Annotated in this window: 18 protein-coding genes and 1 riboswitch; of the genes, 17 read left to right on the top strand and 1 reads right to left on the bottom strand. The window is 59.7% G+C overall.

The genetic code is table 11. The annotated features are described in order from the left end of the window. Window positions 1–35: 35 nt before the first annotated feature. The 5 genes from H7C19_RS15565 (at window position 36) to H7C19_RS15545 (ending at window position 7593) form a co-directional block, all read left to right on the top strand. Window positions 36–1055, top strand: coding sequence for an ABC transporter ATP-binding protein (locus H7C19_RS15565; protein WP_185143581.1), 1020 nt, complete (start codon window positions 36–38; stop codon window positions 1053–1055). Then, on the top strand, window positions 1048–1959 hold the full coding sequence (locus tag H7C19_RS15560) for an ABC transporter ATP-binding protein (protein ID WP_185143580.1): 912 nt from the start codon (window positions 1048–1050) through the stop codon (window positions 1957–1959). The genes H7C19_RS15565 and H7C19_RS15560 overlap by 8 nt, the downstream gene beginning before the upstream one ends. 81 nt (window positions 1960–2040) lie before the next feature. Continuing rightward, window positions 2041–2481: a hypothetical protein gene (locus H7C19_RS15555; protein ID WP_185143579.1), complete on the top strand. Its 441-nt coding sequence runs from the start codon at window positions 2041–2043 to the stop codon at window positions 2479–2481. A gap of 334 nt (window positions 2482–2815) precedes the next feature. Further along, window positions 2816–5563, top strand: coding sequence for a peptidoglycan-binding protein (locus H7C19_RS15550; protein WP_221469271.1), 2748 nt, complete (start codon window positions 2816–2818; stop codon window positions 5561–5563). Window positions 5564–5580: 17 nt separating this feature from the next. Continuing rightward, window positions 5581–7593: a metallophosphoesterase family protein gene (locus tag H7C19_RS15545; RefSeq protein WP_185143578.1), complete on the top strand. Its 2013-nt coding sequence runs from the start codon at window positions 5581–5583 to the stop codon at window positions 7591–7593. Window positions 7594–7631: 38 nt separating this feature from the next. Here H7C19_RS15545 and H7C19_RS34320 read toward each other — a convergent pair whose 3' ends face one another. After that, a complete protein-coding gene (locus H7C19_RS34320) occupies window positions 7632–8117 on the bottom strand; it encodes a hypothetical protein (RefSeq protein ID WP_221469270.1) in 486 nt (161 codons plus the stop codon). Window positions 8118–8698: 581 nt separating this feature from the next. Here H7C19_RS34320 and H7C19_RS15540 point away from each other — a divergent pair. From H7C19_RS15540 to H7C19_RS15485, 12 genes are all read left to right on the top strand, one after another. Continuing rightward, the gene (locus H7C19_RS15540) at window positions 8699–9772 is read left to right on the top strand and encodes an ABC transporter substrate-binding protein (protein WP_185143577.1); all 1074 of its coding nucleotides are present in this window, start codon (window positions 8699–8701) and stop codon (window positions 9770–9772) included. A gap of 69 nt (window positions 9773–9841) precedes the next feature. Then, window positions 9842–10768, top strand: a complete 927-nt coding sequence (locus tag H7C19_RS15535) for an ABC transporter permease (protein WP_185143576.1) — start codon at window positions 9842–9844, stop codon at window positions 10766–10768. Further along, window positions 10768–11562 carry an ABC transporter ATP-binding protein gene (locus H7C19_RS15530; RefSeq protein WP_185143575.1) on the top strand — a complete coding sequence of 265 codons (795 nt, stop codon included), beginning with the start codon at window positions 10768–10770 and terminating at the stop codon, window positions 11560–11562. Before H7C19_RS15535 ends, H7C19_RS15530 begins: the two co-directional genes overlap by 1 nt. Window positions 11563–11812: 250 nt before the next feature. After that, a riboswitch (cyclic di-AMP (ydaO/yuaA leader) is annotated at window positions 11813–11981 on the top strand. Window positions 11982–12114: 133 nt separating this feature from the next. Further along, complete coding sequence (kimA, locus tag H7C19_RS15525) at window positions 12115–13932, top strand: potassium transporter KimA (protein ID WP_185143574.1); 1818 nt, start codon at window positions 12115–12117, stop codon at window positions 13930–13932. 411 nt (window positions 13933–14343) lie between these two features. Then, window positions 14344–18234: a galactose-binding domain-containing protein gene (locus tag H7C19_RS15520; protein ID WP_185143573.1), complete on the top strand. Its 3891-nt coding sequence runs from the start codon at window positions 14344–14346 to the stop codon at window positions 18232–18234. 220 nt (window positions 18235–18454) lie between these two features. Further along, on the top strand, window positions 18455–19132 hold the full coding sequence (locus tag H7C19_RS15515; protein ID WP_185143572.1) for a FadR/GntR family transcriptional regulator: 678 nt from the start codon (window positions 18455–18457) through the stop codon (window positions 19130–19132). A gap of 326 nt (window positions 19133–19458) precedes the next feature. Further along, the gene (locus H7C19_RS15510) at window positions 19459–20733 is read left to right on the top strand and encodes an ABC transporter substrate-binding protein (protein ID WP_313731684.1); all 1275 of its coding nucleotides are present in this window, start codon (window positions 19459–19461) and stop codon (window positions 20731–20733) included. Between the two features lie 68 nt (window positions 20734–20801). Then, window positions 20802–21698 (top strand): carbohydrate ABC transporter permease, encoded by an 897-nt coding sequence (locus H7C19_RS15505; protein WP_246469537.1) that lies wholly within the window; start codon window positions 20802–20804, stop codon window positions 21696–21698. Continuing rightward, entirely contained in the window at window positions 21698–22534 is an 837-nt protein-coding gene (locus H7C19_RS15500) for a carbohydrate ABC transporter permease (RefSeq protein ID WP_185143569.1), read from the top strand. The genes H7C19_RS15505 and H7C19_RS15500 overlap by 1 nt, the downstream gene beginning before the upstream one ends. 45 nt (window positions 22535–22579) lie before the next feature. Then, complete coding sequence (locus H7C19_RS15495) at window positions 22580–23782, top strand: trans-sulfuration enzyme family protein (protein WP_185143568.1); 1203 nt, start codon at window positions 22580–22582, stop codon at window positions 23780–23782. A 309-nt stretch (window positions 23783–24091) separates the two neighbouring features. Further along, window positions 24092–25093, top strand: a complete 1002-nt coding sequence (gene gap / locus H7C19_RS15490; protein WP_185143567.1) for a type I glyceraldehyde-3-phosphate dehydrogenase — start codon at window positions 24092–24094, stop codon at window positions 25091–25093. A gap of 176 nt (window positions 25094–25269) precedes the next feature. Further along, a complete protein-coding gene (locus tag H7C19_RS15485; protein ID WP_185143566.1) occupies window positions 25270–25632 on the top strand; it encodes a helix-turn-helix domain-containing protein in 363 nt (120 codons plus the stop codon).

Raw genomic sequence — 25632 nt, 5'->3', positions numbered from 1 at the left:
CGGAGTAACCGCGGCACAGAAGGAGTGAAGACGACATGACAGAACGGTTATTGACCGCCCGCGACTTGCGCGTATCGTTCCATACCCGCGACGGGGACAATCAGGCGGTTCGCGGCGTCAGCTTCCACATCGATGCCGGCGAGACCGTCGGCATCGTCGGAGAATCCGGCAGCGGCAAGAGCGTGACGGCCAAGGCGATCATGTCCTTGATCCAGCCTCCGGGCGAAGTGATCGGGGGCGAGATCGAATTCCGCGGGGAAAATCTCACGGGTCTCTCCGAGCGGAAGTGGCGGAAGATCCGCGGCAATCAGATCGCGATGGTGTTCCAGGATCCGATGACCTCGCTCAACCCGGTCAAGAAGATCGGGGAGCAGATGACCGAGGTCATCCGCAGGCATCGCGGGCTGAGCCGGGATGCCGCGACCGAGGAGGCGATCCGGCTGCTGCGCGAGGTAGGCATCCCGGAGCCGGAGCGCCGCATTCGCCAGTACCCGCACGAATTCAGCGGCGGCATGCGCCAGCGCGTCATGATCGCGATGGCGCTCTCCTGCCAGCCGGAGCTGCTCATCGCCGACGAGCCGACGACCGCGCTCGACGTGACGATCCAGGCGCAGATCCTCGAGCTGTTCAAGCGGCTCAAAGACAATCCCGATACGGCCGTCATCCTCATCACCCACGACCTTGGCGTCGTCGCGCAAGTCTGCACGCGCGTCATCGTCATGTACGGGGGCATGATCATGGAGGAGGCGCCGGTCGAGGATATCTTCTACCGCCCTCAGCACCCGTACACGATCGGCTTGCTCCGCTCGGTGCCGAAGCGGGGCGGCGGCACGCGCGAGCGGCTCGTGCCGATCGAGGGGACGCCGCCCGATCTGCTCGATCCGCCGCCGGGCTGCCCGTTCATCACGCGCTGTCCGCACGCGATGGACAAGTGCAAGGAGCTGCCCCCGATGTTTCACATCGGGCCGGGGCACCGCTCGCTCTGCTGGCTGGCGGAGAAGGATCACCCGACCGTAGCGGATGTCAAAGCGGAAGGGGAGGATGCAGATGTCTGAAGGCGCAGAACGCAAAGTGTTGGTCGACGTGCGGAACCTGAAGAAGCACTTCTCCAAAAGCAAGGACCTGTGGGGACGCACGACCGAAGTGCTGAAGGCCGTGGACGGCGTCAGCTTCCAGATCCGCCGGGGCGAGACGTTCGGGCTCGTCGGGGAGTCGGGGAGCGGCAAGTCCACGGTCGGCCGCTGCCTCCTGCGGCTGTACGACTACACCGACGGCGAGGTCCGCTTCGACGGCCAGGATCTGACGAAGCTCGGGGAGAAGCAGCTGAAGCCGTTCCGCAGACGGATTCAGTCCATCTTCCAGGATCCGTACTCCTCGCTGAACCCCGGCATGAACGTGCTCGAGCTGATCGGCGAGCCGATGAACATCCACGGGCTGTATCCGGGCGACGAACGCAAGGAAGCGGTGGCGACGCTGCTGGAGCGCGTCGGGCTGAAGCGCGAGCACCTGTACCGATACCCGCACGAATTCAGCGGCGGTCAGCGCCAGCGGATCTCGATCGCGCGGGCGCTGTCGGTCCGTCCGGACTTCGTCGTCTGCGACGAGCCGATCTCCGCGCTCGACGTGTCCGTGCAGGCGCAGGTCGTGAACATGCTGGAGGATCTGCAGTCCGAATTCGGCCTCACGTATCTGTTCGTGGCGCACGACCTGTCGATGGTGCGGCATATCTCCGACCGGATCGGCGTCATGTACCGCGGGCGGCTGGTCGAGGTGGCGGACAGCGACGAGCTGTACGACAATCCGCTGCATCCGTACACGAAGGCGCTGCTCTCCGCGATCCCGGTCCCGGACCCGCATGCGGTCAGCGAGCGCATCGCTTGGACCGGCGAGACGGCGGACAGCGAAGCACATGCGCTGCGGGAAGCGAGCCCGGGGCACTTCGTGGCGCTGCCGGAGTGAACGGCGGCTGTTCTGCCGCGAGGAGGCCGGGCGCGCGGCGGGATTTGGACATATCAGGTGAGACAGAGGAGGACACAAGCGATGACGGCATCCAATCCAACGAAGATCAAACTGTCCCAGTGGGACGCCTTGCTGGTCGAGTCCTTGCGCGCGCTCGGCTGCTCCGACGACGAACTGATCCGCCGGGTGCGGAGCGGGGAGACGCCGACGGACGAGAGCGACTTCCGCTTCGAATACGGCGATCTGACGGCCTTTGCGAACCGGGAGCCGGAGACCTTCGAGGCGGCGGTGAAGATGGGGTACCAGATCAAGTACAACACGATCGGCGGCATCCGCAGCTGGATCTTCGTCGTGCTGGGCCAAGAGCCCGAGGTCGTGCGCGATCCCGGCAACGAGTCGGTGACGGCCCGGCTGTCGCCCACAGAGCGGGATCGCCTCGCGTCCGTGCTGTCGTACGGCTGGACGATCAGCCCCGCGGCTGGCGAGTCCGATCGCTATCGGATCGAACCGGCGCGGGCTTAAGGCTTGCGTATCAGGGACTTATCTCAAACCAAACGCCCGGGACGTCCTCGTCCCTTAGGCGTTTGGTTTTATTTCTTCTAGGCCTTTGGGTCGCTTTTCGCTTGCTGCCGTCGTCTCATGCAGGATATCGGATGCTTTCCCGCGAATGCTTCTCCCAACAGCTTATGAACGAACCTCCCTTCATCATGTGCAGGGCAAGGCAATCCCCTAACATCCTGCATCTTCCCACAATTTTCACGACCGCCAAGCTCACAACCTGTCAGGCCGATCTGCGCTCTATTTTGGCACGCCCGTATGGACGGCAAAAATTCAGAACGATGGGAGAAGCGCCCCGATGACAAACGTGAAGCGAATCACCGACCTGATCGAGTATCAATCCGTATTGCCCTATGCCAGCGAGCTCTTCGGCGTACACCAGTCCTTGATCGGGTGGAAATCGAAACGCGTGCTGAACAAGCTCCATGCCAACCTCAAGTTCGACCAAAGCGCCTTGTTGCCGAGGCTGCAGCGTTACCTGGCCAACAATGCTCCGATCGACGTCAATCAAGACTGCTACGTATCGGCGCCGGACCTGAGGCCCGCCGGCTTTGCGGGACCCTTTCTGAAGCAGCAAGATTCGATCGTGCTGCAGGCGGTAAGCGCGATGCTCCGCGAATTCGGAGGCATCCCCCGGAACGTCGAGGAGTGGAAAAAAATCGTCAGCGAAGAGGTGCTTCGGGATATTTTGCAGCGTCAAGTATTGGAGACGTACAACCAAGCCTCCATGGATGCTTGCAAACGGATCGCCAGAGCGAACGGCAACGATCCCGAGTTGATGAATCGCCTGCGCGAGCAGAGCAAGGAGGAGACGAAGAAAGCGATCGAGAACGAGGCCGTCATCGCCGGCGTGCTTTCGGAGCTGTTCAACAACGAGCGCGTAGCCGAGCTTTTGGATCTTTTTTATGCCAATTTGAACGTAGATGCCAAAGCGGGCTTTTTCGACGCCCTTTCCCAAACGGATGTCGACTTCGACGATCCCTATCTCTCCTTCGACCCGAAGAAGGACGTGAAGGACGTCTCGTTGTCCCCGCTCGGCATCGTCCACTTGTATCGGCAGTATTTTTTCGAGCTGGACACCTTTCTCGGGACGCCGACCGGCCATGTGTGGCTGAGTCCGGGCGCCACCGTCGAATTGATCGAGGTCAGCACGCGCAAGACGATCATCGAGAAGACGACGGAGATCTCCGTGGAGACGACCAAAAAAACCGAATCGAGCACGACGGATCAGGACGAAATCAGCGAAGCGGTCAAGCAGGACAACAAGGACGACTTGAAGCTCGGGATTACGACGACGGTCAACCAATCCTGGGGGACGGGCAGCGCTTCGGCCACCGCCAGCCTGAACATGGACAAGACCCAGCAGGTGGCGCGGGAGACGACCCACAAGAAGATGCGTCAGCAGAGCGAGAAGCTGTCCAGCGAAATCCGGGAAAATTACAAGTCGACGTTCAAGACGATCACGGAGACGACGGATACCTCCAGCAAGCGTTACGTGTTGACCAACACTACAGAGAAGCTGATCAACTACGAGCTGCGCAGAAAGATGAGGCAGGTGGGCGTTCAGGTGCAGGACGTCGGCACCTATTTGTGTTGGGAGGCGTATGTGGACGAACCCGGCGACAGCCTCGGCTTGGCCAATCTGATACATATCGCGCAGCCGGCCAATCTGCTCCCGATTCCGGATCAGACCGAGATTCCCGTGCCCCCGGACCAATTTATCCCGTTGAAGACGAACGCGCAGTGGAATTTCGGAGGTTCGAGAAAATACGGCTTCGTCACGGTGGCGACGGTGGATCCTCCCGCAGCGCCGGAAGGCTTCGAGATCGTCAAAGAAGCCGGCGTCTTTCCGGCCGCGCAAATGTCCGGCTCCGGCGAAGACTTCACGGGCGTCTGGGCGTTCGGAGCCCGCTTCGCGACGGGCGGACAAATCGAGATCGGCGTTATCACGGGGCCGGGAGGCATCGAGTGGAATCAACGCATCGACTTTACGGTCGGAACGGTCGTGAAGTGCACGGCCAGCGCGGCCAAAAAGGCGGAAATCGCCGCCGCGAATACCGCCAAGAAACTGAAGGGAGAAGCGGCTACCGCCGAAAATGACCGCATCACGAAAGAAACGTTCATCAAATCCGCGAAGGAGCGCGTCGAGCTTGCCCGCGGGATCGCCAAACGCAATTTCGAAGAGCTGCGGGAAGAGGAACGCATTATCGTTTACCGCAAACTGATCGGTTCCTTAATGACCGGATTCCAATACCATTCGGCCAGCGACAGCACCCGGCACGTCCTCTCGGAATTGCTGCTCTCCATCTTCGATATCGACAAGATGCTCTACTTCGTCGCGCCGGAATGGTGGAAGCCCCGCGCCTATCAGCACCTCAATCTGCCGGATCTCCAATCGCAGCTGGACGGCAGCGTCGTGGCCTGGAGCGACAGCGCCATGCGGCAGGACAATTACCTCATCACCGAGAAGTCCGCTCCGGCGCCGATGGGCAGCTCGCTAGGCTGGCTGCTGCAGCTGGACGGCGACAATCTGCGCAATGCGTTCCTGAACGCGCCGTGGGTCAAAGCCGTCATCCCGATTCGCCCCGGAAAGGAACAAGCGGCCTTGAATTGGCTGCAGAATGCCAACGTCGAAGGCTCCGACGGGCTGGATGCGGCCTATGCCGCGCCGGAGGAGGAGCTTGCGGTCATCCGTGCGAAGTTGGGACTGGATCCCTCCGCGGCGGTGACGATCAGGCAAGCCATCGATTTCCTTTGCCTCGAGGTGAAGGAGAAATCCGAAGAGTCGAATCAGGTCAAATCCTATCCGACCGCGGAGATCAACGATGACAACAAGGTGCTCTCCACCCCGGTGGAGAAAGTATTCGAGCACGGCTTCTATCCGCTGAAGGGCGGATTCCGCGTGGCCCCGAACGACGCGAACCCCGATCCGAACAATGCCGACCGGCATTTCCAAGTGTTCGATCAATGGATCGAAGTGCTCCCGACCGACCAGGTCGTTCCCGTCGAAGTCGTCTACGATCCGAAGACCGGACGGCAGATCTGAGCGGCGGGGGGAGTCGAATGAACGCCAAAGATATTTTTATCGGTCCCCTGCTGCGGCGGGCGCAGCAAGACCTTGTCGTCATTTGCCTGGCCACGTTCATGCCGATCAACTTGAAATTTTCCGTCAGAGAATGGGGGAAAGACGATTGGCTGGGGCATGACGATACCCCCGTGCCGATCCAGGTCTCGGCGAATTTGTTTTTTTACTTCGGGCGGGTGACCCCGATCGAGAGGGGGCGGCCGTTTCCGGTTCGCACGCTGCTGGAGTACAGCATCGGGGTGCTAGACGCGGACGAGAATGCCGATTACGCGCCTTTCGAGACGATCGTGGCAACCGACGGGATGGGCCTTGCTTACGGGGAGAACAAGCTTCCTACGTTCTTCTTGCAGAGCCCGGCTCAGAAGTTGAACGTGATGTACGGATCTTGCCGAAAAATGCATGACGAGCAAGGCGGCAGGTCGGACGCGCTGTTCAAGGGCGATGCGCTCATAGCCGCTAACTTCGGCGATCTGGACAAGCGGCCGGCCATCTTGTGCCTGGGCGGCGACCAGATCTATGCCGACGACGTGGATCCCGTCGCGATGAAGGAGATTCTGGCGCTCGCCAAGCGGATCGAAGGCGCGGATGCCGAGAAGCTGCCGATCGCGGCGCCGCTGCCGGGCGTCGGCGGCAGAAAGGACTTCGTCACCAAATACGCCCAATTCACGTCGGGCGAGAGCGACAATCATCTGGTCACGTTCGCGGAGTATTTGGCCATGTACGGGTTGATGTGGAACGTGAACAATTGGTCCGCCCCGTTCGGCGCGCTCTATTCCTTTACGAGCACCTTGGGGAACGTGCGGCGGCTTCTGGCCAACATTCCGACTTATATGATCTTTGACGATCACGACATTACCGACGACTGGAACTTGTGCGTAAAGTGGCAGAAGGAGGTCTACAGCAGGCTGTTGGGCCGCCGAATCATCGCCAACGGCTTGATGGCCTACTGGCTGGCCCAAGGCTACGGGAACGACCCGGATCTGTATGGCGACAAGACGCTATTCGACATCGCCGATCGGATTCGCGACCGTCACCGGCAGTATGAGCGCGTTGAGCTCCTATTCTGGTCTATGCGCGATTGGGAGTTTCATACGCCGACCTATCCGTTTATCTACTTTCTCGACACCCGCACGAAGCGCGGCATGAAGGACGGGCAGCGCGGAAGCGACGAAGGCGCGCCCGCATATCTGAAGAGCCCGGATTCCTGGTCGACGACCAAAAAGAAGCTGGACGCCTTGCTGAAGAGGCAGAACCGAAACTGGCCGTTGGTCCTCGTCGCTGCGGCGCCGGTATTCGGATTCAAGATGATCGAGGAATTGCAGAACGCCGTCTCCGCGGTCGCGGGTCCTTATTTTCTCGATCTGGAGAGCTGGTCGGCGAATCGGCGGCATCTCCTGTTGTTCCTCAACCTGATGGCCGACCGGGATGTGGTCATCCTCTCGGGGGATGTGCACTACGCGTTCACCTCGACGATGAAGACCGTCGTCTACGACGATCGGACGCTGCGGGAGATGATCAAGTGGCTGCCCTCGGGAACGACGCTGCCCCGGACGCCGTCCGGCGCTTCGCCGACGTATGAGCCGTTATGGTCGGCGAGGTTTCTGCAGCTGACGAGCAGCGCGTTGAAAAATTACGCCAGCAATACCTTCACTAGAATTCCGGCCAATCTGACAACGCCGGATACGGCAACGATCCTGACGGAAGACGGCCGCACGCTCTCGGGCGATGCGGAGAGCGACGGCTTCGCGATCGTGGAATGGGACCTCGCCGAAGGGAGAAAAGTCGTCGTGCGGAAGGCGAAGGAGGAGGTCAAGCCGGGCCGGCTCTTCCGGCAGCGCGTCAACGACATCTATAACTCCAGGTATGTCGGCGAGCACAATCTAGGCGTGGCGTCGTTCCAGGACAGGACGGTCACCAATTATTTCTATACAGTGAACGGCAGGGAGCAGGAGCGCACGTGGAATTTTGCAAACAGATCGACTTGGGATTGAGGGCGCCTCATTCGCCGCTGTAACGATACTTTTTATCGTTACAGCCGCCGCGCCGCCTCATTCGCCGCTGTAACGATACTTTTTATCGCTACAGCCCGCCGCGTCGCCTCATACACCGCTGTAACGATACTTTTTATCGCTACAGCCCGCCGCGTCGCCTCATTCGCCGCTGTAACGATACTTTTTATCGCTACAGCCCGCCGCGTCGCCTCATACACCGCTGTAACGATACTTTTTATCGCTACAGCCCGCTGTAGCGCCTCGTCCGCCACTGTAACGATACTTTTTATCGCTACAGCCCGCCGCGTCGCCTCGTCCGCCGCTGTAACGATACATTTTATCGTTGCAGCCCGCCGTGTTGCCTCATACGCCGCTGTAACGATACATTTTATCGTTACAGCCCGCCGCGCCGCCTCATACGCCGCTGTAACGATACTTTTTATCGCTACAGCCCTCTGTAGCGCCTCGTCCGCCGCTGTAACGATACTTTTTATCGTTACAACCCGCCGTGTCGCCTCATACACTGCTGTAACGATACATTTTATCGTTGCAGCTCGCCGTGACGCCTCATTCGCCGCTGTACCCCCCCTCATTCGCCGCAGTAACGATACTTTCTATCGCTATAGCCCGCCGCGTCGCCTCGTCCACCGCTGTAACGATACTTTTTATCGTTACAGCCCGCCGCGCCCCCTCATTCGCCGCTGTAACGATACTTTTTATCGTTACAGCCCGCCGCGTCGCCTCATTCGCCGCTGTAACGATACTTTTTATCGCTACAGCCCGCCGCGTCGCCTCATAAACTGCCGCAACGATACTTTTTATCGTTATAGCGCACCGAACCGCCGCATGAGCCGCCGCATGCCCTGAAAAAGGGGGCGGCGAGCGGCAAGTTTCGGGCACAATAGGAACCCGGAGGACGCGGGCCGCGCGGACGGTTTGTGGTATTTTCACAGAGAAACCGCATGTCGCGATCCGATCATTTGCGGTCCCGGACGACTTTTTGCTTTAACGCGTTGCAAATTAAACGAATGAATTGACTAAACGATCGTTACACCTTTAAACTGATAAAAATATGACGCGGTTATGACCGGAGAGGGGCAAGGAAATGAAGAAAAAATTGTGGACGCCATTATTGGTTGCGCTTTCCATCTTGACGGTTGCCGGTTGCGGCAACAAGCCGAGCGAGAACGGCGCGGCCAGTCCGTCGGCGAGTCCGTCTTCCAGCGCGAGCGCTAGCGCCAGCGCGCCGGCCAGCCCGGACGGCAAGCACTACAAGATCGCGATCTCCCAGATCGTCGAGCATCCCTCGCTGGACGCGACGCGCGAAGGCTTCCTGGCCGCTCTCAAGGATGCGGGCCTGGTCGAGAAGCAGAACCTCGACGTCGATTACCAGAACGCCCAGAACGACATGAGCAACAACCAGACGATCGCGCAGACATTCGCGTCGCAGAAGTACGATTTGATTCTGGCGATCGCGACCCCTTCCGCGCAGGCGATCGTGCAGAAGATCAAAGACCAGCCGGTCCTGTTCGCGGCGGTCACGGATCCGCTGGACGCGAAGCTCGTCACGAATCTGGACAAGCCGGGCGGCAACGTCTCCGGCGCTTCCGACACGAACCCGGCGGCCGTTCAGCAGCTGATGGACTTCATCGCTTCGGACTTCCCGAAGGTGAAGACGGTCGGCGTCGTCATTAACGAAGGCGAGTCGAATGCGGTCGTCATGGCGAAGAACGCCGAGGAGACGCTGGCCAAGCACGACATCAAGCTGGTCAAGGCGCCTGTCACCAACACCTCCGAAGTTAAGCAAGCGGCGGAGTCCCTCGTAGGACGCGCTGACGCGTTGTTCATCACGCTGGACAACACGGTCGTCAGCGGCGTGGATTCCATTATTAAGGTCGCAAACGACAACAAGCTGCCGTTCTTCTCGAGCGACCGCGACACGCTGGAGAAGGGCGCCTTCGCGACCGTAGGCTTCAAATACTACGACCATGGCTACCAAGCCGGCCAGATGGCGGTCGAAGTGCTGAAGAACGGCAAGAACATCGGCGATCTCAAGGTGAGCATGCAGGAGAAGCTCGACCTCATCCTGAACCTGAAGGCGGCCGAAGCGCAAGGCATCGCGGTAACCGACGAGATGAAGAAAAAGGTGCAAGATCCGGAGAAAAACATCATCCAGTAATCGCACGGGATCGGACGGGGTGGGCGGCGGCGTCCACCTCGCTTTCTCTTCTACAGGAGGTATCTTGGCATGTTCCAATCGCTGACCGGCGCCGTCGAGCTCGGCCTCATGTACGCCCTGCTCGCATTGGGCGTCTATATCACGTTCCGCATCTTGGACTTCCCCGACCTGACCGTCGACGGGAGCTTCGCCACCGGCGGAGCCGTAGCGGCCGTCATGATCTCGAACGGTTACGCAGCGTGGATCGCGACGCTCTTGGCCTTCGCCTGCGGGCTCGCCGCGGGGGCGATCACCGGGCTGCTGCATACGAAGGGCAAGATTAACGGCCTGCTGTCCGGGATCTTGATGATGATCGCGCTCTACTCGATCAACATTCGAATCTTGGGCAAGCCGAACATCTCGCTGATCGATGCGAAGACGCTGTTCTCTTCGATCGCATCGAAGACCTGGCTCTACATTCTCGTGCTTGCGGTCGTCATCCTGGTCATCAAGACGCTGCTCGACGCGTTCCTGCATACCGATCGAGGGTTGTCGCTGCGGGCGACAGGCGACAACAAGCGCATGATCCGCAGCCTCGGCGGCAACACCGACACGTCGATCGTCCTCGGCATCAGCCTCGCGAACGGGCTGGTCGCGATCTCGGGCGCGCTCGTCGCGCAAGATACCGGCTTCGCGGACGTCAACATGGGCGTCGGGATGATCGTCATCGGCCTCGCTTCGGTCATCATCGGGGAAGCGATCGTCGGGACGCGCAGCGTCTTCTGGGCGACGCTGGCCGTCATCGTCGGGTCGATCGTCTATCGGATCGTCCTCGCGCTGGCTTACCGCGCGGAGTGGCTGCATCTGAAGTCGACCGATCTCAAGCTGATCACCGCGCTCATCGTCATCGTCGCCCTGGTCATCCCGACGATTAACCGCTATTACAAACAGAAGAGCCTGGCTCGCCGGCGAACGGCGGAGCTGGCGGCTGCGGCGCGCGGAAAGGGGGCGATCTGATGCTCGAGCTAAACGCGGTCTCCAAGCTGTTCAATCCGGGCACGCCGGACGAGAAGATCGCCTTGATCGATATCCGGCTGAAGCTGAATCCGGGCGACTTCGTCACCGTCATCGGGAGCAACGGGGCGGGCAAGTCCACGCTGATGAACGTGATCTCGGGCGTGATGAAGCCGGACCTCGGCGAGGTGCGGATCGACGGCACTTCGATCTCCCGCTTGCCGGAGTTCAAGCGGAGCCGCTGGGTCGGACGCGTGTTCCAGGATCCGATGGCCGGCACCGCGCCGACGATGACGATCGAGGAGAATCTGGCGATGGCGTACAGGCGCGGCAAGCCGCGCGGACTCTCCTGGGGCGTGTCCGCCGCCAGGCGCAAGCTGTTCCGCGAGCAACTGCAGCGACTCGGACTCGGTCTGGAGCATCGCCTGAAGGCGAAGGTCGGGATGCTGTCCGGCGGCGAACGGCAGGCGCTCAGCCTGCTGATGGCGAGCTTCACGAAGCCGGATATCCTGCTGCTCGACGAGCATACCGCGGCGCTCGATCCGGCGCGCGCCGAGCTGATCACGAAGCTCACCGAGCAGATCGTTCGGGACATGAAGCTGACGACGCTGATGGTCACCCATAACATGGAGCAGGCGATCCGGCTCGGCAACCGGCTCATCATGATGGACAAGGGACGGATCATCCTCGATATCCCCGAGAGCCGCAAGCAGGATCTGACGGTCGCGCAGCTGCTGGGCGAGTTCGAGCGGATCAGCGGGCACAAGATGGCGGACGACCGCGTCGTGTTAGGTTAGGATAGGAGGCTGTTCCCGGGCGAAAAGCCCTCCGGGCGCAGCCTTTTTTTCCGTTTTGCGGAGAACGGAAGACAGGCGCAGATAATAGGTGATAATCGAAGACCGATTCGGTTGTAAACGCTCTCTCCGGCTACAGCCGCCCGATACCCGCCGCGTTTGCGCGACTTTGTTCCTTTACACCTTTTTTCACGCGTAGTATTATTCATCTCGTGCTTCAAGAACGTGCAGGTCCGGGTAGTTAACCTCATAAAAATCCTAATCGCTGAATCCCGTCTTCGGAGGGGATCGGGGGACCCAACAGGACCGCGGCCGCAAGCTGCGTCCAAGGGGTGAATCGCATCGGCAAGCGCCGATCGCGTAGGGCTGCTCTCCGTGCCCGAATCCGTCAGCTAACCTCGTAAGCGTCCGGAAGAGGATATTGTCGCAAGCTTCTCTTTGCCAAGAGAAGCCGCGGGAAGGTCCAGCTTTCCTGCGGCTTTTTTGTGCTGTTCGCTTACGGGCAACGGGTGTTCGGTTCGCGAAGGAACAGTCGAATGAAATGGGGAATCGCGCATGGTCAGCAGGTTGAAGCGATTGTTAATCGGCCGGCCGATGAGGAGCGGAGAGATCGAAGGGGAGAAGCTTGGCAAGCTGAAGGCGCTGGCGGTGCTGTCGTCGGACGCGCTGTCGTCCGTCGCGTACGGCACGGAGCAGATTCTGCTCGTCCTGATGGCGGCCGGATTCGCGGCCGTCTGGTATTCGCTCCCGATCTCGTTGGCCGTCCTGGGCTTGCTGCTGATCCTGATCCTGTCTTATCGTCAGACGATCTATGCCTACCCGGCCGGAGGCGGCGCATACATCGTCGCCAAGGACAACCTGGGCGTGCCGACCGGGCTGCTGGCGGGGGGATCGCTCCTCGTCGACTATATTCTGACGGTGGCGGTCAGCTCTTCCGCCGGGACCGACGCGATCACCTCCGCCTTCCCGTCCTTGCATGAACACCGCGTCCTCATCGCTTTGATCATGATTGTCTTCCTCACGGTGATGAACCTGCGCGGCGTGACGGAATCCGCGTCCGTGCTGGCGATCCCGATCTACTTGTTCGTCTTCGCGATTTTCGTCCTCATCGTGTCGGGCATCGTGAAATACCTGACCGGAGGCATCCATGCGGACGTGCCGGAGCTCGGGGCGACGGTCTCCAACATCAGCCTGTTCCTGCTGCTCAAGGCGTTCAGCTCGGGCTGTTCGGCCCTAACGGGGGTCGAAGCCGTCTCCAACGCCATCCCGAACTTCAAGAAGCCGGCGGAACGCAATGCCGCGGCTACGCTCATAATGATGGGGGCCATTCTGGGCGCCATGTTCATCGGGATCAGCTTGCTGGCTTACTGGTACGGCATCTCGCCCGATCCGAAGCAGACGGTCGTGTCGCAGATCGCGGCCTCCACCTTCGGACGGGGCGCCCTCTATTACGCCATTCAAGGCGTGACTGCGCTCATCCTTTTCCTGGCGGCGAACACGGCTTACTCCGCATTCCCGCTGCTCGCCTTCATGCTCGCCAAGGACAAATACATGCCGCATGCCTTCATGGTCCGCGGGGACCGGCTCGGGTTCTCGAACGGCATCATTTTCCTGGGCGTCTTCTCGGCGCTGCTCGTCGTTCTCTTCCACGGCGATACGGAGAATCTGATCCCGCTGTATGCGGTAGGGGTATTCATCCCCTTCACCTTGTCACAGCTCGGGATGATGATCCGCTGGCTAAAGCTAAGGCCTGCCGAATGGATCGGCCGCTTCGCGGTCAATACGATCGGCATGCTGACGACCCTGTCCATCACGCTGATCTTCATCTTCACCAAGTTCGCGCACGTCTGGATGGTCTTCGTCTTCTTGCCGATCGTCATCGGGCTCTTCTATCAGATTCAACGCCACTACATCAACACGGCCGCCGAGCTGCGCATTAACCTGGATACGGATAAACCGTGCATCAAGGGCAGCACGATCGTCGTACCGGTCGCCGGCATCACGCGCGTCGTGATGAATTCGCTCGGCTACGCCAAGTCGCTGACGGACAACGTGGTCGCCGTATACGTGGGGTTCGACGACGAGGAGATCGAGCGGATGGAGAAAAAGTGGGAGGAGTGGAATCCGGGCGTGCGGCTCATTACGCTTCGCTCGAGCTATCGCAGCATCATCCGGCCGATCATGAAGTTCATCGATACGATCGAATGGAAGACCGCAGACACGGATCATATCACCGTGCTCATTCCCCAATTCATCGCCAAGCACTGGTGGCAGCATATTCTGCATAATCAGTCCAGCTTGCTGCTGCGGGCATACCTGTACAACCAGAAAGACGTGGTGATCGCCACGGTGCCTTATCACCTAAAGCGCTAGTTTGGGGGCATCCCGCGCATGTGTATGAAGCCGTCCGACATTCGGGCGGCTTTCTGATTGGGGACGACGGCGAGCTGACGACGATCCCGGCTGACGTCCCGCTGCCACGGAAGCGGAGCAGGGCGCGGCTTCGCCGGGAACGCTGTCCACGCAATCCATAAGAATGCACACATTCATCGTAGAAATGTGCATCGAGCGCGCGGGAGGGCTGCCGTATAATACCTCTTGCGTCCCGGAAATGAGGGTACGGCACAGGTCCGCACGACGCATCCGGACGGAGACCCGAAGGGGGTGGGAAGATCGGAGAACGGATTCGGTAAAATGTAAGCGCATACTTTGTCGAAAGGCTGAGCGAATGAGCGGCATTGCGGATCGAATCGCACGGGATTATCCAAACTTAGGAGGTTGATTATGCTGATCAGAGGGCACGGTATTCGGCGCCAACCCATCGCAGCCATCTTCTTGGTCCTCGCACTCGTCTTTACATCCTTCGCGTACCCGCCGGCCGCTGCGCCGGCGAGCGCGGCCGGGACGAACCTGGCTGCGGGCAAAGGAGTCACGGCCAGCTCTTATGCGGATGTGTATGCGGCCGGCAACGTCGTGGACGGTAATGCCGCCACCTACTGGGAGAGCGCGAACAACGCCTTCCCGCAGTGGATCCGGGTGGACTTGGGCGCCGCGGCCACCGTCAACCAAGTCGTGCTGAAGCTTCCCGCGAACTGGGAAGCCCGCTCGCAGACGCTGTCCGTCCAGGGGAGTACGAACGACTCTACGTACACGAATCTGGCCGCTTCGGCGACCTATTCGTTCGATCCGTCGACCGGAAATACGGTGACGGTGAACTTCACCGCCGCTAGCGCGCGATACGTCAAACTGAATTACACCGCCAACAGCGGCTGGCCGGCGGGCCAGCTGTCCGAGTTCGAGGTCTACGGATCGGTGCCGCCTCCGCCGCCCGGCACTTACGAAGCGGAAGCCGCGGCCCTGTCCGGGGGCGCCAAGGTGAATACGGACCATGCGGGCTACACGGGCACGGGATTCGTCGACGGCTATTGGACGCAGGGCGCCGCGACGACGTTCACGGTGAATGCCGCCGCGGCGGGCAATTACAGCGTAACGCTGCGATACGGGAATGCGAGCGGCGCAGCCAAGACGGTGAGCTTCTACGTGAACGGGACGAAGCTCAAACAGATCTCGCTCGCCAATCTCGCGAACTGGGACGCTTGGTCGACGAGCGCCGAGACCGTCAGCTTGAACGCGGGCAGCAACACGATCGCGTACAAGTACGATGCGGCGGACTCCGGCAACATCAATCTGGATAACATTACGGTGGCAGCGACTGGAACGACTCCGACGCCGACGCCAACACCAACACCGACGCCGACGCCAACACCAACACCGACGCCAACACCAACACCGACGCCGACGCCGACGCCGACGCCAACGCCAACGCCGACACCGACACCAACGCCGACACCGACACCAACGCCAACACCGCCTCCGGGCTCGGTGAATCTCGCCCAAGGCAAGCCGATCGCCGCATCGTCTTACGTCTTCACCTATGTGGCGACGAATGCGAACGACGGCAGCGTGACGTCTTATTGGGAGGGCGGCGCGAACAGCTATCCGAATACGCTGAGCGTCGATCTGGGCGCGAACGCGAATATCACCTCAATCGTGCTGAAGCTGAATCCGGACCCGGCCTGGTCGACCCGGACGCAGACGCTGCAGGTGCTGTCGCACGATCAGAACAGCACGAATTACGCAAACTTGGTTTCTTCGGCAAACTACACCTTTAATCCGGCGACCGGCAATACGGTGACGATTCCGGTCAGCGCGACGGCCAGCGCCGTGCAATTGAAGTTCACGGCCAACACGGGGGCGAGCGCCGGCCAAGTCGCCGAGTTCCAAGTGATCGGTTCGCCTGCGCCTAACCCGGACCTCGCCGTGACCGGCCTCGCCTGGACACCGACGGCGCCCGTCGAGACGGACGCGATCACGTTGACGGCCACGGTCAAGAATATCGGCACGCTGCCGTCCGGCGCGACGACCGCGAACTTCTACCTCGGCTCGGCCTTGGCCGGCTCCGCGCCGGTCGGCGCCCTCGCTGCCGGCGCTTCAGCGAACGTCTCGCTGAATATCGGCGCGAAGGACGCGGGCACTTATGCGCCGAGCGTAAAGGTGGACGAATCGAACGCCATCATCGAACTGGATAAGACGAACAACAGCTACACCAGCCCGACGAACCTGGTCGTGGCGCCCGTCTCCAGCTCGGATCTTATCGCGTCCGCCGTGAGCTGGTCGCCCGGCAATCCGGCGGCGGGCAACACGATCAGCTTCACCGTCGTCCTGAAAAACCAAGGCACGGCTGCATCCGCCGCGGGCGCGCATGGCGTCACGCTGACGCTCACCGACGCGACGACCGGCGCGGTCGTGAAGACGCTGACGGGCAGCGTGAGCGGGACGATCGCGAGCGGCGCTACAGCGGCTCCGATCAGTATGGGTACGTGGACGGCCGCGAACGGCAAGTACAACCTGAAGACGGAGGTCGCCGTCGACGCCAACGAGCTGCCGGTGAAGCAAGCCAACAACGTCTCCACGCAGCCGTTCTTCGTCGGACGCGGCGCCAACATGCCGTATGACATGTACGAGGCCGAAGACGGATCGATCGGCGGCGGCGCCGCGGTCGTCGGCCCGAACCGCGATATCGGCGATCTGGCCGGCGAAGCGTCCGGCCGCAAAGCGGTTACGCTGAACACCACCGGCAGCTATGTGCAGTTCACTACCAAGGCGGACACGAATACGCTGGTCGTCCGGTTCTCTATTCCCGACGCGCCGGGCGGCGGTGGGATCGACTCGACGCTGAACGTCTACGTGAACGGGACGTTCGCGAAGGCGATCAACCTGACCTCCAAGTACGCATGGCTGTACGGATCCGAGACGAATCCCGGCAACAGTCCGAGTGCCGGGTCGCCGCGCCATATCTACGACGAGGCGAACATGATGTTCGATACGAGCATCCCGAAGGGCAGCACGATCAAGCTGCAGAAGGATGGGGCCAACACGACGAACTATGCGATCGACTTCATCAGCCTGGAGCAGGTCGCGCCGATCGCGAACCCGGACCCTGCGAAGTATGTCACGCCGGCCGGATTCACGCAGCAGGCGGTGCAGAACGCGCTCGATCAGGTCCGCATGGATACGACGGGCAAATTCGTGGGCGTCTATCTGCCTCCGGGCACCTATGAGACGTCGAACAAATTCCAGGTGTACGGCAAAGCGATCCAGGTGATCGGCGCCGGACCGTGGTATACGCGCTTCGTCGCGCCGGCGAACCAGTCGAATACCGACATCGGGTTCTCGGCTACCTCGTCGGCGAACGGCTCCACCTTCGCCAACTTCGCGTACTTCGGGAACTACACGTCGCGGATCGACGGTCCGGGCAAGGTGTTCGACTTCTCCAACGTGGCCAATATGACGATCGACAACATCTGGACGGAGCACCAGGTCTGCATGTACTGGGGCGCGAATACGGACTACATGACGATCAAGAACTCCCGCATCCGCAATACGTTCGCGGACGGCATCAACATGACGAACGGCAGCACGAACAATCTCGTCTCGAACAACGAAGCCCGCGCGACCGGGGACGACAGCTTCGCGCTGTTCTCCGCCATCGACGCCGGCGGCTCGGACATGAAGGACAACGTGTATGAGAACCTGACGTCGATCCTCACCTGGAGAGCGGCGGGCGTCGCGGTCTACGGCGGGTACGCCAACACGTTCAGGAACATCTACATCGCCGATACGCTCTGCTATTCGGGCATCACGATCAGCTCGCTCGACTTCGGCTACCCGATGAACGGCTTCGGGGCGTCGCCGACGACGAACCTGCAGAATATCTCGATCGTCCGCGCGGGCGGCCACTTCTGGGGGGCGCAGACGTTCCCGGCCATCTGGGTGTTCTCGGCCTCGAAGATCTTCCAGGGCATCCGCGTCAGCGACGTGGACATCATCGATCCGACGTATCACGGCATCATGTTCCAGACGAACTACGTCGGAGGCAACCCGCAGTTCCCCGTCGCGGACACGATCTTCACCAACATTACGATCTCCGGCGCGCGGAAGAGCGGGGACGCCTACGACGCCAAGTCGGGCGTCGGCATCTGGGCGAACGAATCGGCCGAACCGGGGCAAGGACCGGCCGTCGGCTCGGTTACGTTCAACAACCTGAAGTTCAACAACGTGGTCACGCCGATCAAGAACACGACCTCCACGTTCACCATCAAGGTCAATCCGTAACTCGGCGCAGCCGACAGCAAGGGGAGAGCCGGGGCCGCCCGAAGGGGGCTCCGGCTTCTGCCGTTATGGACGAATCGGCAAGCGGCGGCGGGCCGGACGGGCAGCGTTGCTGCGCGCCGGGCGTCTCGCAATCTAGCGTTTCCAATTTCGTCAGGGTTCCTTTCATGGGGAGAATTGCTATAATGGGAAATGGATTGCGGATAAGGAAGGGAAGAGCGGGATGAAAAAAATCAATAAGGTCCGAATGCATGAGATGGTGTCCGAAGAGTTGAAGGATTACATTCGCAGCAACGACCTCAAGAAAGGAGACAAGCTCCCGCCCGCCGAGACGATCATGCGGAATCTGGGCGTCGGCCGATCGTCGCTCCGGGAAGCGCTGCGGTATCTCGAGGCTGGCGACGTCATCGAAGTCGTCAACGGCAAAGGGATCTACGTGAAGGAGACGGCGCAGTACCACATGTCGGCCAAGATTCAGATCGACGACGAGCGGGCCGCGCTGCTGCAGCTCATGGAGGTGCGCAAGGCGCTGGAAGTGCTCGCGGTCGAACTGGCGGCGCTGCGTTCCAAGCCGGAGAATCTGGAAGAGATGGAATACTACCTGATCGAGATCGGCAGAACGAGAGGGCACGAGAGCTCGATCGCCGATATGAAGTTCCATCAAGCGATCTACAAGGCGACGGGCAACCCGATTCTGCAGAGCATCGTCGAGTCCGTGTGGGAGCTGTTTTCCGTTTTCTGGAATGCGCCTTTCGGCAAGCAGGAGATTTTCGAAGAGAGCTATCCTTTCCATCAAACGTTATACGCAGCCATCGTCGACAAAGATCCGGCAAGGGCGCGTCAGGAATTCAATCGGATGATGGACAATATGGAGGTTTCCATTCGAAAATTCGGACTGTGATGTCATAATACCTAACGCAATATTTCATTTGATTGCCAGTAGAGCGTTTTCATTTTGCTTCATGCCGAAGAAAGATGACAAAACATATTGACGGTTCTACTTTCTCCATATTATGATTTGTCTAACGCAGCTGCCTGTTTACCTGTCATACAGGTATATAGCCGGCGAGCGAGCAGATTCTGAGAGACCCCCGTCTCGGCGCAGCCGATGTTCGCTGAACGAGGTCGCGACCTATCAGACAGGTATACGGGTCCACAGGGTGTCGAAAAACTCATTAGGTGGAGGTTGGTAGTGTGAAGGGGACGAAGAGATGGTTAGCTCTACCTGTGGTTGCCGCGCTGGCGGCTGGTGTCGTAAGCGGTTGCTCCGGCAGTAGCGATGGGGGCGACGGCAAAGGTACCGTCAAGCTGAAGATGATCGAGAGTCTCACCAGTCCCGCCCGTACCGAAGTGATCAAGAAGATGATCGCCAGCTTTGAAGAAGCGAACCCGAACATCAAGGTCGAACTGATCTCTCCGCCGTTGGAGAGCGCCGACAACAAGATCTCCACCATGCTGAACAGCAAAGAAAGCCTCGACGTCCTGGAAGTCCGCGACGTGACGGTCAAGCAGTTCGTGACGAACAAGTGGATCGCCGATCTGACCGAGGACACGAACGCATGGAGCGGATACAAGGACCTGAACGCCAACTCGCTCGCTATGGCCAACTACATCGAGAACAAGCCCTACTACATTCCTTACGGCCTTTATCAAAAGATGCTCTTCTACCGCAAAGACTGGTTCGACGAGAAAGGCTTGACCCCGCCGAAGACGTGGGACGACCTGCTGAACGCGGCCAAGACGCTGACCGACTCCGCGAACAACCGCTTCGGCTACTCGTTCCGCGGCGGCTCCGGCGCAGACGGGTACATCGTCGACCTGCTCCGCGACTTCAACGGCGCGAACGTGAACACGGACGACGCGATGTTCCTGAAGAGCGGCGCTACGATCTTCAGCACGCCTGAAGCGAAGCAAGGCTTGACGCTGTACACGAATCTCTACAAAGACGGCTCGCCGAAGGACGCGATCAACTGGGCGTTCGCCGAGCAGGTGCAGGGCTTCGTCTCCGGCGCGACGGCGATGCTGATCCAAGATCCGGACACGATCGATCCGGTCAAGCAGAAGCTGGGCGAAGGCACGTGGGCGACCGCGCCGATGCCGGTCGGTCCGACGGGAGTCTCGCACTACAAAGTGGGAGCGGCCGGATGGGGCATGACCTCCTATTCCAAGCATCCGAAGGAAGCCTGGAAGCTGATCGAGTTCCTCTCGAGTCCCGAGCAGAACGCGATCTTCACCAAGACGGCGGGCGTCATCCCGATCCACAACAGCGCATCCGTCGACAGCTACTTCAAGGAAGGCGCGTACAAGCCGTATATCGACATGGCGAACGATCCCGAGCACTTCGTGGCTTACAAGCCGGAGACGGACTACAAGGGCTTCGGCGAGTGGCGGAAGATCGTCCAGCAGGACGGGCAAGCCGTCCTCCTCGGCCAGCTGTCGATCGACGACGCGCTGAAGAAGTGGGATGCCTACTGGATGAACGAAAAACAACAGGGCAAATAACAGATTAACCGGGACGGCGGGTAGATTCCCTCTACCCGTCGTCTTCGTTCCGGAAGGAGTCGATGAAGTTGAAGTTATTCCGGCTGAACCGCACGCAGACTTTTATCTTCCTATGCTTGCTTCCGACCATCCTGCTCGTCTTCGGGTTCACGTACTATCCGATCGTGAAGGGCATCGACGTCGCGTTCCGCAACTACTCGCTATTCAATCTGTCCGACGTCCGGTATATCGGCATGGACAACTTCAAGACCGTGACGAGCTCGGCGCAGTTCGGCACGATCCTGAAAAATACGGCGCTGTGGGTATCCATCTCGCTCGTGCTGCAGTTCGTCATCGGCTTCGGCGTGGCGCTGCTCATGCGCAGGAGCTTCCGCGGGCGCGGCGTCTATCAGGGCTTCGTCTTCTACTCTTGGGCGCTGTCCGGCTTCCTGATCGGCATCATCTGGCGCTGGCTGTTCAACGGACAGATCGGCGTCGTGAACGATCTGCTCCTGAAGATGGGCTTGATCTCGGAGAGGATCGGCTTCCTGTCGGATCCGAAGTGGGCGATGTTCTCGGTCATCGTCGCCAACGTATGGTACGGCGTCGCCTTCTTCGCCATCATGCTGCTGGCGGCGCTGCAGTCCGTTCCGTCCGAGCTGTACGAGGCGGCGGAGATCGACGGGGCGGGCAGCTTCGGCCAGCTGCGTCACGTCACGATCCCGTATATCATGCCGACGATTATCTCCACGACCGCGCTGCGGGTGATCTGGATCTTCAACTTCCCGGACCTGATCTACGGGATGACCAACGGCGGTCCGGCCGGCTCGACCCATATCCTGACGACGTACATGCTGGACAAGATCGTCTTCTCCGGCGACTACGGCCAAGCGAGCGCCATCGGCATCATCTGCATCGCGATCCTGGTGCTGTTCACGACCTTCTATCTCTTCGCCACACGCGCGGGGAAGGCGGGTGACTTCTAATGAAGAAAAGATTCGCGAAGCTCGGCCTTGCCGGTAAGATCGTCGTTCTCGGCATCTACCTGGTATTCATGGTATTCCCGTTGTACTGGATGATCATTACTTCGCTCAAGCCGCGCAACGAGATCTTCACGCTCCCGCTGCAGTATTGGCCGAAGAAGATCTCCTTCGAGAACTACGTGCAGATCTTCAAGATCTCGAAGTTCCACGTCTATCTCGGCAACAGCTTGTTCATCTCGCTCGTCGCCGCGGCGATCGTGCTGCTCGTGACGATCCTGAGCGGGTACGTCCTGGCGCGGTTCTCGTTCCGGGGGAGCGGACAGCTCATGATGGCGTTCTTCGTGACGCAGATGATCCCGCTGTTCATCGGCTTCAGCACGCTGTATATGATGATGTCGAAGATGGGGCTCTTGAACAAGCAAGCGTCCTTGATCCTCATGTATACCGTCGGGCTCGTGCCGTTCTGTACGATCATGCTGCGGGGATTCTTCCAGCGCATCCCGGCGAGCCTCGAGGAAGCGGCGATGATCGACGGCTGCTCGCGGCTCGGCGCGCTCTACCGGGTCATCGTGCCGATCATGATGCCGGGCATCTCCGCGACGTTCATCTTCGCCTTCGTGCAGAACTGGAACGAGCTGTTCATGGCCATCATGTTCATCGACCGGGAGAGCTCGAAGACGCTGCCGGTCGCGATGAACTCGTTCATCACCAAGTTCGACATCGATTGGGGCTCCATGTCGGCCGCTACGGTGCTGTCCGTCGTCCCGACGGTCGTGCTGTTCGCCATCTGCCAGCGCTTCATCGTCGAAGGGCTGACCCAGGGCGCCGTCAAGGGATGACGCGCGCCGCGCATCAAGGATAATCATACGAAGGGAAGGAAAGCTGTGGAGGAGCTAGACAAAGGCAAAGCTAACGAGAAAAGCCAGGCGGCATCGCTTGATCCCTATACGAGGGTGGCGCACGATCCGCACGACGAGACGCACCAAGGCGCCGTTGTCATGCCGATCTACCAGAACAGCCTGTTCACCTTCGCCGACTACGAGGCATTCGATCGCGCCTCGACGGGGACCGACGATACGCCGGTATACTCGCGAGGCCACAACCCGACCGTCCGTCAGCTGGAGGCGCGGCTCGCCCTGCTGCAAGGCGGAGAGAAGGCGCGCTGCTTCGCCTCGGGCATGGCGGCCATCTCCACCGCGATTCTCGCGAACGTTCGCGGCGGCGACCATATCGTCTGCGTGGATCAGGCGTATGGACCGACCCGCGAGCTGCTCGCCTATTTCCTGCCGCAATTCGGCGTGGAGACGACCTTCGCGGACGGGGCTTCCCTCGAAGCGCTCGAAGCGGCGATCCGTCCGAATACGAAGCTGATCTACCTGGAGAGCCCGACGACGCTCACGTTCCAGCTGCAGGACCTGCGCGCGTGCGCGGACCTGGCGAAGCGCATCGGCGCCGTGACGATCATCGACAACACGTGGGCGACGCCGCTCCTTCAGAACCCGCTCGCCTTCGGCGTCGATCTCGTCGCCCACTCGATCAGCAAGTACATCGGCGGCCACAGCGACGTCGTCGGCGGCGTGCTGATCGGTTCCGCGGAGCGGATCAACCGCATCAACGCGCGGGAGTACCTGCTGTTCGGCGGGATCATGACCCCGCATACGGCATCGCTCGCGATGCGCGGCTTGCGGACGCTGCCGCTGCGTCTCGAACGCGCGGAGCGGAGCGGACTTGCTGTCGCGAGCCATCTGGCTACGTTGCCGTTCGTGCGCAAGGTCAACCACCCGGGGCTCGCCTCCCACCCGCAGCATGAGCTGGCACGGCAGCAGATGACAGGCGTGAGCAGCCTCTTCTCCTTCGAGACCGACCTGCCGGCCGAGCGGATGAAAGCCTGGGCGAGCCGGCTCGAATACTTCCGCATCGGCGTCAGCTGGGGCGGGCACGAGAGCCTCGTCACCGTCGGCCGCCTCGGGCCGGGGTATGAGTCGGTGCCGGGTTCGCTCGTCCGGCTGTATGTCGGCCTGGAGGATCCGCAGGAATTGATCGCGGATCTCGAGCAAGCGAGCGCGGCATTGATGCAGGAAATTTAAGGCGGAAAATAGTTGACGGCATGAAGTTGACCGGTGCAGAGACAAGCTGAAGCTTGCTGCCCGGTCTCTTTTTTTTATAAAATAAGTTCGATTGGATTGACAATGGGAAATGATGGATGGCTTGGTGCTGTTGTGCAACCGCTGGAGAAGGAAGCAATTAAGGCTGCGAATAATTGTCCGTGTGGCGGTCAATTTGCGGCATGGTCCTCACCTGACAAATAGTATAGTGAATTGCTTCACTTATGACAGTGTACCATAAGGATTCGAGGCCTATACTGTTAACAAAGATAAAGAAAGGTGGCTATGATGATGGCAATCAACATTGCGATTAATGGTTTCGGCAGAATCGGCAGGCTTGCCTTTCGGCAGCTTTTTGGTGCAGAAGGATATCGGATCGTCGCCATCAATGACCTGACAAGTCCGAAGATGCTTGCACATTTGCTAAAGTACGATACGACGCAGCGACCATATGACGAAAAGATCGGCTACAGCGATAACAGCTTGATCGTGAACGGCGTGGATATTCCGATTTATGCGGAAAAAGACCCCGGTAAACTTCCGTGGAAAGAACTGCAAGTCGATGTGGTCCTGGAGTGTACAGGCTTTTTCGCGTCCAAGAAAGCGTCGGCAGCGCATATCGATGCGGGTGCAAAAAAAGTGGTGATCTCCACCACCGCAGGGAAAGATGTACCCACCATCGTATATGGTATTAATGAAAACACGCTGACGAAGGACGACAAGATTGTTTCGGCCGCGTCCTGCACCACGAACTGCCTCGCGCCAATGGCCTATTTCTTGAACGAGCTTGCGCCGATTCAAAAAGGTTTTATGACAACGATACACGCTTATACAAACGACCAGAATACCCTTGATGGCCCTCACGCCAAAGGCGACTTGCGCCGGGCGCGCTCCGCGGCCGGCAACATCATCCCAACGTCAACCGGGGCAGCAAAAGCCATAGGGCTCGTCATCCCGTCCTTGGATGGCAAACTGGACGGTACGTCCCAAAGAGTACCGGTTATGGCCGGCTCTCTGACAGAATTGACAGCAGTCGTGAGTGGTTCGGTGACCGCGGAGCAGGTCAACGAGAAAATGGAGCAATCCCAATCGGATCAATACGGATATACAGAGGAAGAACTTGTTTCGTCCGATATTATCGGCATGACTTACGGCAGCTTGTTTGACGCTACGCAAACCAAGGTCACGGAACTAGGAACCGATACCCTGGTGAAAATAGCGGCATGGTATGATAACGAAAACTCCTTTACCAGCCAAATGATACGCACCGCCAAATATCTCACGGAATTGTGATGGTCATGCCCGCGGAGACGGTGGCGATGATCCGGCGGATGCTGGTAGGTGCGGGGTTGATCGAGATCGATTAAGGCCATAAACGAGATGAGGCTGTCCCGCGATTCCTTTGATATGCTCCCCTTTAAGTAGACAGGTTAAATAAACAAACCTGCTGCTTGGAGGGGAGTATTTCTTTGGCCAAGAAGAATGAATATTCCGCTGGAGCGAAGTTGAGGATTCTTAGAGAACTGGAATCAGGTGAAGGCACTCGGATGGAGGTCGCCCGCAAACATAACATCAGTGTCCAAACGCTGGTGACATGGCGGCATCGCTATGAACGGTATGGAATGAACGGTTTAGAGATTCAAGCTCGTAACCGCAGGTATTCAGCGGACTTGAAAATGAAGGCAGTTGAAGATTATCTCTCCGGCCAGTATTCACAATATGAACTCATCGATAAATACCAAATGGCAAGCCGTACACCCACACAAACTAGGAAGACAAGTACAATCGACATAACAGCCATAAAACGGTTGACGAGGGAGCAAACGCTATGA

This window comes from Cohnella nanjingensis, assembly GCF_014212125.1.
GTDB lineage: Bacteria > Bacillota > Bacilli > Paenibacillales > Paenibacillaceae > Cohnella > Cohnella nanjingensis.
Note: the sequence above shows the minus strand (reverse complement) of the source record. Positions and strands in the feature narration are given on the sequence as shown.

Excerpts from the sequence above, each read along its gene's own strand:
- H7C19_RS15565 (WP_185143581.1), top strand. The coding sequence starts at position 36 with ATGACAGAACGGTTATTGACCGCCCGCGACTTGCGCGTATCGTTCCAT.
- H7C19_RS15560 (WP_185143580.1), top strand. The coding sequence starts at position 1,048 with ATGTCTGAAGGCGCAGAACGCAAAGTGTTGGTCGACGTGCGGAACCTG.
- H7C19_RS15555 (WP_185143579.1), top strand. The coding sequence starts at position 2,041 with ATGACGGCATCCAATCCAACGAAGATCAAACTGTCCCAGTGGGACGCC.
- H7C19_RS15550 (WP_221469271.1), top strand. The coding sequence starts at position 2,816 with ATGACAAACGTGAAGCGAATCACCGACCTGATCGAGTATCAATCCGTA.
- H7C19_RS15545 (WP_185143578.1), top strand. The coding sequence starts at position 5,581 with ATGAACGCCAAAGATATTTTTATCGGTCCCCTGCTGCGGCGGGCGCAG.
- H7C19_RS15540 (WP_185143577.1), top strand. The coding sequence starts at position 8,699 with ATGAAGAAAAAATTGTGGACGCCATTATTGGTTGCGCTTTCCATCTTG.
- H7C19_RS15535 (WP_185143576.1), top strand. The coding sequence starts at position 9,842 with ATGTTCCAATCGCTGACCGGCGCCGTCGAGCTCGGCCTCATGTACGCC.
- H7C19_RS15530 (WP_185143575.1), top strand. The coding sequence starts at position 10,768 with ATGCTCGAGCTAAACGCGGTCTCCAAGCTGTTCAATCCGGGCACGCCG.
- kimA (WP_185143574.1), top strand. The coding sequence starts at position 12,115 with ATGGTCAGCAGGTTGAAGCGATTGTTAATCGGCCGGCCGATGAGGAGC.
- H7C19_RS15520 (WP_185143573.1), top strand. The coding sequence starts at position 14,344 with ATGCTGATCAGAGGGCACGGTATTCGGCGCCAACCCATCGCAGCCATC.
- H7C19_RS15515 (WP_185143572.1), top strand. The coding sequence starts at position 18,455 with ATGAAAAAAATCAATAAGGTCCGAATGCATGAGATGGTGTCCGAAGAG.
- H7C19_RS15500 (WP_185143569.1), top strand. The coding sequence starts at position 21,698 with ATGAAGAAAAGATTCGCGAAGCTCGGCCTTGCCGGTAAGATCGTCGTT.
- gap (WP_185143567.1), top strand. The coding sequence starts at position 24,092 with ATGGCAATCAACATTGCGATTAATGGTTTCGGCAGAATCGGCAGGCTT.